Raw genomic sequence first — 12,766 nt, forward strand, 5'->3', positions numbered from 1 at the left:
GCCTTGTGCCGGGAACCCATCCCTCTCGGCGGACGCATCGCCCTCGATCCGCCGACCGGCCACCCGGAGCGGGCGAATGGGTTCCCGGCACAAGGCCGGGAATGACTACGGAGAGGGGGTGCGGGGGAGAGGTGAGCGGGGCCTGTGAGCGCCCCGATCGTGGCACCGGACGCGCGTCGCCCCCTCAGAAATCGTACCCGAACGCCTCGATCTCCCGCGCGTAGCGCTTCTCGATCACCGCCCGCGTCTCCGCGTCGTAAAGCTCGCGGTAGGGGCGGTGGTCGCGGCGGTAGTTCGACTTCGCCGAGGGCAGCGCCGGCAGGTCGACGCCGAGGCGTGCGGACAGCTTGCCGTAGTCCTCCGACAGCGTCTCGGTGTGCAGCATCACGTCGGCGACGATCTTGTCGTCGATCGTGTAGATCGACCAGTTGTTGATCTTCTTGCGGTCGTCGTTCAGCACATAGTCGCGGAAGCTCGGCCGCGTGTTGGGGTCGCGGTTGCGCCAGAAATAGTGCGAGACCTCGCGGTCCCAGGGGTTCCGCTCGATCGAGATCTTGACGTAGTCGCGCCAGACGGCTGCCGGCACCATGCGCTTCACCTGCTCGCCGCGCATGTGGTTGAAGAACTTCACCCCCGCCTCGGCCCGGCTGCGGCCGATCGCCATCAGCGCGTAGGCGGTGAGCGGCCAGCGCTTCATCGGCAGGTTCTGGTTCTGCGGCGGCGGGCCGACGCGCAGCTTCTCGTCGTGGCCGACCGGGGTGATGACGTCGTCCGGCCCGCAGACGCCGCCGAGGCCGAGCTCGATGCTGGTCGAGCCGGTCTTCCAGGTCTTCAGGAAGATGAAGCGGTGGCGGTGGCAGAGGATCATCGGGAAGGGCGCGTCCAGAGGCGGGAATCGGTCGGCGGAAGCATCAGAAAGTGTAGCCGAAATGATCGATCTCGCGCGCGTAGTAGCGCGCCACGGCCTCGCGTGTCGCCTCGTCGTAGAAGCGGCGATAGGCGGGACCGTCACCGCCGGGCGCGGCCGGCCTGTGCGAGCTCTTGGCGTGCGGCAGCACGGGTGGCGTCTCGACGCCGAGGTCGGCCACGAAGGCGGCAAAGTCGGCGGCGAGGCTCTCGTAGCGCAGGAAGCGGTCGACGACGATCTTGCCGTCGATCGAATAGAGCTGGACGTTCTTCACCCGCTCTACCGCCGGCCGCTTCAGCACGAAGTCGGCAAATGAGGGCCGGTCGGCCTCGGGTCGCTGCCGCATCTCCCAGAAGTAGAGCGACACCTCGCGGTCCCACGGGTTCCGCTCCACCGCCACCTTGGCATAGCCCTCCCAGACCGCGCGCGGCAGCGCCGCCTTCGCCTTGTGGGCGGGCATGTGGTTGTAGAACTCGAGGCCGGCGCGGGCCGGCGTCGCGCCCATCATCCGCCGGACCGGCGCCACCAGCGACCGCCGGAGGAAGGGGATCGCGTAGTTCTGCGGCCCGCGGCCACGCCGGAGCTTCTCGTCGGCCGGAATCAGCGGCGTGATGATGTCGTCCGGCCCGCAGATCTCCGACAGCGCCAGCTCGATGCTGGAGCTCGCCGTCTTCTTCGTCTTCAGGAAGATGAAGCGATGACGGTGCGAGACGATCATGCCGGCGCCGCGTCTCCCCGGCCAGTGAGCTCGGCCACCACCAGGGCGGCGGTGCGGGCGTCGGCCTCGCGCGCCAGCCGACGGGCGACCGCCTCCTCGTCGGCACCCCACAGCGACCAGTTCCAGTCCTCGTCTGCGTTGGCGGAGGTCCACGCGGTCTCGAAGTCGAGCGCGCCGTGGACGACGGCGAGCGCCAGCAGCGCCGAGCCGGTCAGCGTCGTCAGCACGTGGGTGGCAGCGACCAGCAGCGGCGGATCGGCGGGCACCGCCGCGGCGATCGCCGCCATCGCTTGCGTCTCCTGCTCCACGGGCATCACGCCTTCGGCCAGCACCATGCGGGCGCCGAGGTCGCGCTCGGCCCAGTCGACCACCGGGTTCCAGAGCGCGTTGGTGCGCGCCACCAGCCCCTCCGGCCCATCCGGGCGGTAGCAGAGCAGGTCGCTGCCGGCGAAGGCGACGACATCGGCGCGGACCGCCTCGATCTCGCCGGCGACGCCGTCGATGGCGGCGTTGGCGAGCCGCGTCAGCGGCATCTTGGCTGGGTCGATGCGCTCGCCCTGCGCCGCCCATTCGGCGGCGAGCACCGCCGCCAGCCCCGGCGTCGGCACCGCCAGCAGGTGGCGCGCCGGCGTGCGAACCGGCTTGCCGTCGAGCCTGAGCTCGTGGCCCTCCGGGCCTTCGGCGGTGGCGACGTCGGTGTAGAAGCGCTTCGGCAGCTCGACCTTGGCGGCCGGCGTGCGCGTCGGATCGGACGGGCGCTCGGTCGGGGCCAGCGCGCCGAGGTCGAAGGGGGTGTCTGGCTCGTCGCTCATGTCGTCACCAGTCGCCGCGCCGCGTCCTCGGCGAACACGTCCGTGATCGCGGCGGGCAGGGCCTCGAAGTCGTCGACGAGACGGTGGGCGCCGGCCGCCTGCAACTGCGCGACCGGGTGGTAGCCCCAGGAGACGCCGATCGCCAGCGTGCCGGCGGCACGCGCCATCTCGATGTCGAAGGTGGTGTCGCCGACGACGACGGTCCGCTCCGCGGCAACACCGGCCTCGGCGAGCGCGAGGCGCACCATCGTCGGGTCGGGCTTCGAGGGCGCGTCGTCTGCGGTCTTCAGCGTCACGAAGCGGTCGGCGATGGCATGGCGGGCGAGGATGCCGTCGAGCCCGCGCCGCGACTTGCCGGTGACGACGCCGAGCAGCACGTCCGGCCGCGCCGACAATGCGTCGATGGCGGCGAGCGCGCCGGGATAGGGCGGCTCGCGGTCGACCGGCTCGCTGCGCAGGCGGTGGAAGGCGGCGCGGTAAGCGTCGACCAGCGCCGCCACGGGCGCGCCAGGCGTCGCGGCGGTCAGCGCCGTCATCGCCACCGGCAGCGACAGCCCGACGATCGACAGCGTCGCCGCGCGCGTCGGCGGCACGAGGCCGGTGTCGCGGAAGGCGTGGTCCATGGCGGTGACGATCATCGCCTGGCTGTCGACCAGCGTGCCGTCGCAATCGAACAGGACGAGGTACATCGGTGGTGTTCCGCGGGAGCCGGACCGCCCCCAAATGCTGGCGGCGTGATGGACCATCCGGCGGGGAGACGTCAACTTGAGCCGTCGACGCGGGACGTCGCCGTCACTGGTCCGCTGGACAGACCAGTCGCGCGGTCAGCGCCGCCGCGACAGCACCGCCACCGCCTCGACCTCGGTCGACCAGACGAACTGGTCGACCGGCACGACGCGGTCGATCGCGTATCCACCGGCGACCAGGATGGCGAGATCGCGGGCGAGCGTCGAGGGATTGCACGACACGTAGGCGATGCGCGGCACGACGGACTTCGCCAGCAGCTCGACCTGCGGTTTGGCGCCGGCGTGCGGCGGGTCGAGCACGACCGCGTCGAAGCGGGCGAACTCCTTCGCCGACAGCGGCCGGCGGACGAGGTCGCGCCGCTCCGTCGTCACGGGCTTGAGGCCCTTGGCGAAGCGCCGGGCGGCCTCCAGGGCGGTGAGTGCCGCGGCATCGCCTTCGATCGCATGAACGGTGGCGGTGCGGGCGAGACGCAGCGAGAAGGTACCGATGCCGGCATAGAGGTCGCAGACGCGCCGCGCCTTGCCGACCGCTGCGAGAACGATCTCGGCGAGAGCCGCCTCGGCGCCGGCGACGGCCTGCACGAAGCCGCCGGGTGGTGCCACCACGGCGGTGCCGCCGACATCGAGCGACGGCGGCCGGATCATCGCGATCAGCTCGTCGTTGACCGACAGCCGGGCGAGGCAGAGCTCGGCGGCGACCGCCGGCAGCCGCATCCGCTCCGCCTCGTCGATGCGCCGCGCGCCGACGAGCGCGACGTCGAGGCCGTTGTCGGTCGCGGTCACGATCATCCGCGTCGCGTCCTTCGGGTGGACGAGGCGCGCGGCGAGGCGGTTGAGGCGCGGCAGGGCGGCGACGAGCGCCGGCTCGATCACCGGGCATTCCTCGATCGCTACCAGCCGGTGGCTGCCGCGGCCGTTGTAGCCGAGCGCCGTGCCGGTCTCTGTCCGCCGGGCCGTGAAGGTGGCGCGCCGGCGCGTGCCGGGCGGCAAAGGCACGATCGGGTCGACGGTCGCGTCGAGCCGCTCGGCGGCGATGGCGTCCTCGACGAGGCGGTGCTTGAAGGCGGTGTAGGGGGCCGGCGCCAGGTGCTGCAGCGCGCAGCCGCCGCAGACGCTGAAGTGCCGGCATGGCGGCGTGACGCGCTCGGGCGACGCGATGTCGACGGAGACGAGCGTCCCGCGGCTGCCGTGGCGCTCGACGGTGACGCGTTCGCCCGGCAGCGCGAAGGCGACGTAGAGTGGCCCCTCGGGTGTCTCGGCGATGCCGTCGCCGAGGTGGCCGAGGCGGTCGATGACGACCGTCTCGCGCACGGGGGCGGCATGCTCGTTGACGGCGACGTCCTCGACGGGAGCGAAATCGCCGCTCATGGCCGGCTGCCGGTCGACTGCCGGGTCGCGCCGATCAGGAACTCGCGGTTGCCGTCGCCGCCGGCGAGCGGCGAGGCGATGACGCCGGCGACGCGCCAGCCGTCGCGGCCCTCGATCCAGTCGGCGATGGCCCGCGCCGCGCCCTCGGCGGCGGCGACGTCGCGGACGATGCCGCCCTTGCCGATGCCGTCGCGGCCGACCTCGAACTGCGGCTTCGCCAGGAACACGCCCCAGGCGCCGGGGGCGGCGAGCGCCAGTGCCGGCGGCAGCACGAGTCTCAGCGAGATGAAGCTGACGTCGGCGACCACCGCTTCGGGCGGCCCCGGCAGGTGCTCGTCCGAGAGCTCGCGGGCGTTCAGGCCCTCGATGACGGTGACGCGCTGATCCTCGAAGATGCGCGGGTGCATCTGCCCGCGGCCGACATCGATCGCCACGACGGCCTTCGCGCCGCGATCGAGCAGCACGTCGGTGAAGCCGCCGGTGGAGGCGCCGATATCGAGGGCCATCCGGCCGGCCGGGTCGAAGCCGAAATGGTCGAGCCCGGCGATCAGCTTCTCGGCCGCGCGCGAGACAAAACGTCCGGCATCTTCAGCGAGGGCCAGCACGGCGTCCGGCGGCACCGTCGCCGAAGGCTTCGAGGCTACTTTGCCATCGATGGTAACGCGGCCGCGCCGCACGAGGTCCCGTGCCCGCGACCGGCTGTCGACGAGCCCGCGCGCGACCAGCGCGATGTCGAGCCGCTGCGCACCACCGGCGGATACCGCGGCGACGTCGTCCTCGTCGTCCTCGACGCTGCCCGCTTCGTTCACCCGAAGCACCCGGCGAGGCCGGTGAGCAGCGCCTCGAGATAGATCCCCTTCCCGTAGACCGCCCATAGCCCCCCGGCCGCCGCGACGAGCGCAGCGCCGGCGAAGGCGACGGAAAGGGTGGCGGGATGGGTCATGGGGGCTCGAATCGGTCAGGGCGGCGCGAAAAGCAAACCGCCTTTGCGACCGGATCGAATGTAATGCCTCGGGCCTTGCGAAAGAAGGCCCTTCGTCAGCCCGTCGCCGTCTGCGCCATCGACACCGATGCGCCTTGGCGTCTCTCCCGCACCAGTTCTGCCAGGATCGACAGCGCGATCTCCTCGGGCTCGATGGCGCCGATGTCGAGGCCGGCGGGGCCGTGCAGGCGGGCGAGGCGGTCGGGCGGCACGCGGTCGGCGAGCTGCGCTGTCAGCGTCGCCACCTTCCGCCGGCTGCCGACCATGCCGACATAGCCGGCCTCGGAGAGGAGGGCTGCGGCGAGCGCCTCGCGGTCGCGCTTGCCCTGGGTCGCCACCACCACCGCATCGCGGCCGTCGAGGGCGAGCGGGGCGAGGTCGAAGCCGTCCAGCACAGCGTCGGCGGCAGGCAGGCGGTCGTGGTCCTCGGCCAGCGCCGCGGCGACGACGTGGTGGCCGAGGGCGCGGCCGATCGTGACGATCGCGGCGGCGATCGGCGAGGCCCCGGCGACGACGAGGCGCGGCGCGCGGCGGACCGGCTCGAGGAACAGCTCCACGGTGCCGCCGCTCGGGCAGCTCGAGGCGTGCAGCTCGATGCCGTCGACGTCGACCGTCGCCACCACCTGGTCCTTCGGACGCACGCGGATCAGCCGCGGTGCGCCGTGGGCCAGCGCGTCGAGCGCCGCCCGCCGCGTCGCGCCGGTGACGCAGCCGCCACCGACGAAGCCGGTGAGGGTGCCATCGCGGGAAACAATCGCCTTCGCGCCGGCCTTGGCGGAGGTGGCGTCGGCCGTTCGCACGACGGTGACCAGGCAGTAGTCCTCGCCTCCGGCGGCGAGGCGACCGGCGAGGTCGAGAACGTCCGAGCGGGCGGTGCCCATGGTGCTCCTCCCTTTCAGAGGCGCCGCAGCGCCGGTTCCAGCGCGGCGAGATCGGCGAGGGTCGTCGCTGGTGCGAACAAGTCGATGTGCGGACGGGCGGCGACGACGGCGCGCGCCACCGGCTCGTAACCCTGCCAGCCGGCGAGCGGGTTCAGCCAGACGATGCGGCGGACGCGCTTCTGCAGACGCGCGAAGCCCTTGGCGACGGCCTCCGGCGCGCCGGTGTCGTAGCCATCCGAGAGCACCAGCACGACGGTGCGGCTCGTCAGAGCGCGTCGGCCGTGCATGCGGTGGAGGTCGGCGAGGCAGGCGCCGAAGCGCGTGCCGCCGCCGAAGCCGTCGGCGGTGAGCGCGAGACGCGTCATCGCCCGGATCGGATCGTGATCCATGATCACATCGCCGACACGGTGCAGGCGGGTGTGGAAGAGGAAGGCGTCGCCGTCGCGCGTGCCGACTACCAGCCCACGCAGAAACTGAAGGAAGACGCGGACATAGGGCTTCATCGAGCCGGAGACGTCGAGCAGCGCGACGAGCTTCAGGGGCGGCCGCCGGCGCCGGCGGCGCGGCAGCACGAACGGCTCGCCGCCGGTGGCCAAGCTTCGGCGGATGGCACGGCGGAGGTCCGGGCGGGTGCCCTGCGGGGCGACGAACTGGCGGCGATTCAAGCGGTCGCGGAGCACCGTGCCGAGACGGCGCGCCTCGGCTTCGGCGGCGGCGAGTTCGGCCGCGTCGGTGATGTGGCGGAGATCGGTGCGATTGAGCGGGCTCGACGGGGCCGCGACGAGGCGGCTCGCCGGCGGTCCCGCCGTGCCGCCGGTGCCGTCGTCGGGGATGGTGGCCGGGGCGGCGCGGTCGACGCCCCGTGATCTCTGATCACGGTCGTCGAGGTGGCGCTCCCACAACGCCGGCGGCGTGCGGTCGGGGGCCGTGCTGGCGCCGCCGGCGGTCGGCCTGCGGCGCTCGCGGCCGCGGCGATGCCACCAGGCCTCGAAGAGGGCGTCGAAGCGGTGCCACTGGTCTTCGGACCCGACCAGCAGCGTCTTCCAGGCGAGCCGGACCGCGCCGGCGTCGGTGGCGCCGACGCGCACGGCGATGTCGGCGGCCGCGGCCGCTTCCGCCGGGCCGAGGGCGAAGCCGTTGAGGCGGAGATGGCCGACGAAGCCGGCGATGCGGCCGGTGAAGCCGCCGTCGGGCGCCGCCGCTGCCGCCGCGGCGCCCATCACGCCGCCTTGCCCGCGAGCCGCGCCACTACCTCGATGGTGACGGAGCGCAGGTCCGGCTCGGTCTTCAAGAGGCAGCCGAGCGTCGCCAGCACCGTCTCCGGATCGGCGGCGACGTCGCGGACGCCGAGGCCGGCGAGTGCGGCCACCCAGTCGAGCGTCTCGGCGATGCCGGGGGTTTTCTCCAGGCTTTCCGCCCGCAGCGCGCGGACGAAGCGTGCCGCCTGGCCGGCGAGCTCGGCTTCCACGTGCGGCAGCCGCGCGAGCACGATGGCGCGCTCGCGCTCGGCATCGGGATAGTCGACATAGGCGTAGAGGCAGCGGCGGCGGAGCGCGTCGGAGAGCTCGCGGGTGCCGTTCGAGGTCAGCACGACGAAGGGCCGGGCGGTAGCGCGGATGGTCCCGAGTTCCGGCACGGTGATCTGGAAGTCCGATAGCACCTCGAGCAGATAGGCTTCAAACGCCTCGTCGGCGCGGTCGATCTCGTCGATCAGCAGCACCGGCGGCTCGGCTTGCGTGATCGCCTCGAGCAGCGGCCGCTTCAGCAGGTAGCGCTCGGAGAAGATGAGCTCCTCGACGGCATCGGGGTTCTCACCCTCGCGGGCGCGGATGGCCAGCAACTGGCGCTGGTAGTTCCACTCGTAGAGCGCCTGGCCGGCGTCGAGGCCCTCGTAGCACTGCAGGCGGATGAGGCGGGCGGCGCGGGCCTCGGCCAGCGCCTTCGCCACCTCCGTCTTGCCGACCCCGGCCTCGCCTTCGAGCAGCACGGGGCGGCCCAGCATGTCGCCGAGCGTGAGGGCCATCGCGAGGGCGTCGTCGGCGAGATAGCCGACGGCCGCGAGGGCGGACTGGAGGGTAGCGGGGGTCATGGGACCTGGCGCTGACGCGCCACCCTCCCCTCGAGGGGGAGGGTCGGCGGCGGAGCCGCCGGGGTGGGGTGGCGGCGCCGGGAGGCGCCGGAAGAAACTCCACTCGAGGCGCGAGCCTTTGCGCGGGCTCGCCGCCCGCGGTCACCCCACCCCGCCGCGCCTGCGGCGCGTCGACCCTCCCCCTCGAGGGGAGGGTGGCGGAGGCGTTTTCCTCGCGGCGAACTTGTGCGATCCGGAAGGGAGGAAAGCGGGAGGGGGACCGCCGAGGCGTTGCCGCGGCGTGGCTCCCCCCTCGCGCGGGTGCACCGCCCGCGCGCCCCCCTCCCGACCCGTTCCCCCGCCGGGATCGTCAACGCCGAAACGTGGCCGCGCAGGCTCACGCCGTTATCCCCAGCCGCTCCGCCGTCTGCCAGACGCGCCAGTGGTCGTGCGGCATCGGCGTGTGGGTGAGGCCGAGGTGGGCGAAGGCGTCGTTGACGGCGTTGGAGAAGGCCGACACGCCGCCGACATTGGGCGACTCGCCCACCCCCTTGGCGCCGATCGGGTGGTGCGGCGAGGGGGTGACGGTGAAGTCGGTCTCCCAGGCCGGCGTCTCGACCGCGGTCGGCAGGAAGAAGTCCATCAAGGTGGCGCCCTTGACGTTGCCGATCTCGTCGTAGGTGATCTCCTGGCCCATCGCGATCGCCAGCGCCTCGGTCAGGCCGCCGTGCACCTGGCCCTCGATGATCATCGGGTTGATGCGGGTGCCGCAGTCGTCGAGCGCATAGAAGCGCCTGACCGTCGAGACGCCGGTGTCGACGTCGATGTCGAGCACGCAGACATAGGCGCCGAACGGGTAGGTCATGTTCGGCGGGTCGTAGTAGCTGACCGCCTCGAGCCCCGGCTCGAGACCCGGGATCGCCTGGTTGTAGGACGCGAAGGCGATCTCCGTCATCGTCTTCGCCCGCTCCGGCGCGCCCTTGACGACGAAGCGGTCGACCTCCCACTCGAGATCGTCCTCGTGCACTTCCAGAAGCCAGGCGGCGATCATCTGCGCCTTGGCGCGGATCTTCCGGCCGGCCATGGCAGTCGCCGCACCGGCGACCGGCGTCGAGCGCGAGCCGTAGGTGCCGAGGCCGTAGGGGGCGGTGTCGGTGTCGCCCTCCTCGACCGTGATCATCGACGCGGGGATGCCGATCTCGGTCGCGAGGATCTGCGCGAACGTCGTGGCGTGGCCCTGGCCCTGGCTAATGGTGCCGAGGCGGGCGATGGCGCTGCCGGTCGGGTGGATGCGGATCTCGCAGCTGTCGAACATGCCGAGGCCAAGGATGTCGCAGTTCTTCACCGGCCCGGCGCCGACGATCTCGGTGAAGAAGGCGACGCCGATGCCCATCAGCGAGCGCGTCTCGCCGCGGGCGAAGGCGGCGCGGTTCTCCGCCTGCTCGGCGCGCAAGCCGGCATAGTCGACGGTCTCCATCGCCTTCGCCATGGCGGTCTGGTAGTCGCCGGAATCGTATTCCCAGCCGAGCGCCGAGGTGTAGGGAAACTGCTCCTTGCCGATGAAGTTCTTCAGGCGCAGCTCGGCCGGATCCATGTCGAGCTTGCGGGCGAGCACGTCGATCATCCGCTCGATGAAATAGGACGCCTCGGTGACACGGAACGAGCAGCGATAGGCGACGCCGCCCGGCGCCTTGTTGGTGTAGACGCCGTCGACGGACACATGCGCGACGGGGATGTCGTAGGAGCCGGTACAGATCGAGAAGAAGCCGGCCGGATACTTGGTCGGGTCGGCGCAGGCGTCGAAGGCGCCGTGGTCGGCGAGCACGTGGCAGTCGAGCGCCGTGATGCGGCCGTCCTTGGTGGCGCCGATGCGGCCGCGCATGTGGTAGTCGCGGGCGAACGCCGTGGTCGACAGGTTCTCGATGCGGTCCTCGACCCACTTCACCGGCTTGCCGGTGACGATCGAGGCGACGATCGCGCAGATGTAGCCGGGATAGACGCCGACCTTGTTGCCGAAGCCGCCGCCGATGTCCGGCGAGACGATGCGGATGTTGTGCTCGGGGATGCCGGAGATGAGGGACGCGACGGTGCGTACCGCGTGCGGCGCCTGGAAGGTGCCCCAGACGGTCAGCTTGCCGTTGATCTTGTCCATCGAGGCGACGCAGCCGCAGGTCTCGAGCGGGCAGGGGTGGACGCGCTGGTAGGTGATCAGTTCCTCGGCCACCACCTCGGCGGCGGCAAGCGCCGCGTGGGTGGCGTCCTTGTCGCCGACGGTCCAGGTGAAGATGTGGTTGTGGTGGTTGCGCGGGCCGTGGGCGCCGGTTGTCTTGCCGGCGAGGTCCTCGCGCAGCACCGGCGCGTCGGCATCCATCGCCTTGAACGGGTCGACGAGGGCGGGAAGCTCCTCGTACTCGACCTCGACGAGCTCCACCGCGTCGGCCGCGACGTAGCGGTCGTCGGCGACGACGAAGGCGACCTCCTGATTCTGGTAGAGCACCTTCTCCTCGGCCAGCACCGCCTGCACGTCGCCGGCGAGCGTCGGCATGTAGTGCAGGCCGAGCGGCTTGAGGTCGGCGGCGGTGAGCACGGCGATGACGCCCGGCAGCGCCTTGGCGGCCTCGGCGTTGATCGACTTGATGCGGGCGTGGCCGTAGGGCGAGCGGACGAAGTCGCCGTAGAGCATGCCCGGCATCTTCATGTCGTCGACATAGCGGCCCTTGCCTTGCGTGAAGCGGGCGTCCTCGACGCGCTTGCGGGAGGAGCCGAGGCCCTGCAGCTTCTCGGCGCGCTCGATCGGGGTGGGGACGGGCGCGTTCATTCGGCGGCCTCCTTGACGGCGGAGAGCTCGTGGGCGGCGGCGAGCACCGCCTTGACGATGTTCTGGTAGCCCGTGCAGCGGCAGAGGTTGCCGGAGATGCCGTAGCGCACCTCCTCCTCGGTCGGGTTCGGGTTCTCCTGCAGGAGCCGCCAGGCGCGGGTGATCATGCCCGGCGTGCAGAAGCCGCACTGCAGGCCGTGGTGCTGGCGGAAGGCCTCCTGCAGCGCGTGCAGCGTGCCGTCGGCGTGGGCGATGCCTTCGATGGTGACGATGTCGGCGCCGTTCGCCTGGGCGACGAACATGGTGCAGGACTTCACCGACTTGCCGTCTAGGTCGATCGTGCAGGCGCCGCAGTGGCTGGTCTCGCAGCCGATGTGCGGGCCGGTGAGTTCGAGGTTCTCGCGCAGGAAGTGGATGAGGAGCGTGCGCGGCTCGGCGAGCGCCTCGACGGCGCGGCCGTTGACCGTCAGCTTGACGTGCATCTTGCCCATCGGGCGGTTCCTCCCGGGTATCGTTGCTTCTTGTGTCGGGCGCTCAGCCGCTGGGGCGAGCGTTCGCGTTCGTTCAGCCGCTGGCGCGTTCGCTTGCGATGGCGATGGCGCGGCGGACCATCTGGCCGGCGACCTTGGTGCGGAAGCGCGCCGGCCCGCGCCCGTCGCTCGACGGCCGCGTGATCGCCTCGGCGGCCGCGACGGCGCGGTCGATGGTGGCGGCGTCGAGCGTGCTGCCGACGAGGATGCGCGCGGCCTCCTCGGCATAGAGCGGCGTGTCGGCGACGTTGGTGAGCGCGATCGAGGCGAAGGTGCAGCGCTCGCCGGAGCGCGTCAGCAGAACGGCGGCTGCGGCGGTGGCGTAGTCGCCGATCTTGCGCTTCTGCTTGACGTAGGCCGAGCCGTGGCCGGTCGGCGGGCGCGGGATGCGGATGGCGGTGAGGATGCGGCCGTCGCCGAGTGCGGTGAAGTAGGCCGCCTGGTAGAAGCCTTTGGCGCAGAGCTCCTCGCTGCCGTCTGGACCCTGGACGACGAAGCTCGCGTCGAGCGCCATCATCACGGCCGGCATGTCGTTGCCGGGGTCGCCGTTGGCGACATTGCCGCCGACGGTGCCGCAGTTGCGGATCTGCGGGTCGGCGATCTGCAGCGCCGTCTCGCGCAGGATCGGACAAATGCGGGCGAGGCTCTCGTCGGCGATCAACTCCGCCTGGGTGACCAGCGCGCCGATCAGCGTGGTGCCGCCGTCGTCGCGGATGCCGGCCTTCAGCTCGGCGACGTCGCGCAGGTCGATGAGGTGCTGCGGGTTGGCCATCCTGAGCTTCATCATCGGGATGAGGCTGTGGCCGCCGGCGACCACCCGGCCCTCGTCGCCATATTTGGCGACCAGCGACAAGGCTTCGGCCACCGACGCGGGCCGGTGATAGTCGAACGATGCGGGGATCATCCCGTCCTCCTCAGCGCTTCCTCGGTGCGCAC

The 12,766-nt window shown here is 71.8% G+C and carries 13 protein-coding genes; all 13 read right to left on the minus strand.

Annotation, left to right across the window (positions count from 1 at the left end; all coding sequences use genetic code 11):
* Positions 1-184: 184 nt before the first annotated feature.
* Positions 185-868, minus strand: a complete 684-nt coding sequence (locus tag RUR49_RS20550; protein WP_409148298.1) for a sulfotransferase family 2 domain-containing protein — start codon at positions 866-868, stop codon at positions 185-187.
* Between the two features lie 43 nt (positions 869-911).
* Positions 912-1,625 (minus strand): sulfotransferase family 2 domain-containing protein, encoded by a 714-nt coding sequence (locus RUR49_RS20555; protein ID WP_409148299.1) that lies wholly within the window; start codon positions 1,623-1,625, stop codon positions 912-914.
* Positions 1,622-2,437, minus strand: a complete 816-nt coding sequence (locus RUR49_RS20560; protein WP_409148300.1) for an ATP12 family chaperone protein — start codon at positions 2,435-2,437, stop codon at positions 1,622-1,624. The genes RUR49_RS20555 and RUR49_RS20560 overlap by 4 nt, the downstream gene beginning before the upstream one ends.
* Positions 2,434-3,126, minus strand: coding sequence for an HAD-IA family hydrolase (locus RUR49_RS20565; RefSeq protein WP_409148301.1), 693 nt, complete (start codon positions 3,124-3,126; stop codon positions 2,434-2,436). Before RUR49_RS20565 ends, RUR49_RS20560 begins: the two co-directional genes overlap by 4 nt.
* Before the next feature lie 135 nt (positions 3,127-3,261).
* On the minus strand, positions 3,262-4,551 hold the full coding sequence (locus RUR49_RS20570; RefSeq protein ID WP_409148302.1) for a class I SAM-dependent RNA methyltransferase: 1,290 nt from the start codon (positions 4,549-4,551) through the stop codon (positions 3,262-3,264).
* On the minus strand, positions 4,548-5,360 hold the full coding sequence (locus RUR49_RS20575) for a TlyA family RNA methyltransferase (RefSeq protein WP_409148303.1): 813 nt from the start codon (positions 5,358-5,360) through the stop codon (positions 4,548-4,550). Before RUR49_RS20575 ends, RUR49_RS20570 begins: the two co-directional genes overlap by 4 nt.
* Positions 5,357-5,494, minus strand: coding sequence for a hypothetical protein (locus RUR49_RS20580; RefSeq protein ID WP_409148304.1), 138 nt, complete (start codon positions 5,492-5,494; stop codon positions 5,357-5,359). Before RUR49_RS20580 ends, RUR49_RS20575 begins: the two co-directional genes overlap by 4 nt.
* A 95-nt stretch (positions 5,495-5,589) precedes the next feature.
* Entirely contained in the window at positions 5,590-6,414 is an 825-nt protein-coding gene (locus RUR49_RS20585) for an XdhC family protein (RefSeq protein WP_409148305.1), read from the minus strand.
* 14 nt (positions 6,415-6,428) lie between these two features.
* Positions 6,429-7,634, minus strand: a complete 1,206-nt coding sequence (locus tag RUR49_RS20590; RefSeq protein WP_409148306.1) for a vWA domain-containing protein — start codon at positions 7,632-7,634, stop codon at positions 6,429-6,431.
* A complete protein-coding gene (locus tag RUR49_RS20595; protein ID WP_409148307.1) occupies positions 7,634-8,503 on the minus strand; it encodes an AAA family ATPase in 870 nt (289 codons plus the stop codon). The genes RUR49_RS20590 and RUR49_RS20595 overlap by 1 nt, the downstream gene beginning before the upstream one ends.
* Positions 8,504-8,879: 376 nt before the next feature.
* Positions 8,880-11,300: an aerobic carbon-monoxide dehydrogenase large subunit gene (locus RUR49_RS20600; RefSeq protein ID WP_409148308.1), complete on the minus strand. Its 2,421-nt coding sequence runs from the start codon at positions 11,298-11,300 to the stop codon at positions 8,880-8,882.
* Positions 11,297-11,791 carry a (2Fe-2S)-binding protein gene (locus RUR49_RS20605; protein ID WP_409148309.1) on the minus strand — a complete coding sequence of 165 codons (495 nt, stop codon included), beginning with the start codon at positions 11,789-11,791 and terminating at the stop codon, positions 11,297-11,299. The genes RUR49_RS20600 and RUR49_RS20605 overlap by 4 nt, the downstream gene beginning before the upstream one ends.
* Before the next feature lie 73 nt (positions 11,792-11,864).
* The gene (locus RUR49_RS20610) at positions 11,865-12,734 is read right to left on the minus strand and encodes an FAD binding domain-containing protein (protein WP_409148310.1); all 870 of its coding nucleotides are present in this window, start codon (positions 12,732-12,734) and stop codon (positions 11,865-11,867) included.
* Positions 12,735-12,766 lie beyond the last annotated feature (32 nt).

The organism is Pseudoxanthobacter sp. M-2, assembly GCF_046156265.1.
Classification (GTDB): Bacteria; Pseudomonadota; Alphaproteobacteria; order Rhizobiales; family Segnochrobactraceae; genus CAMDHY01.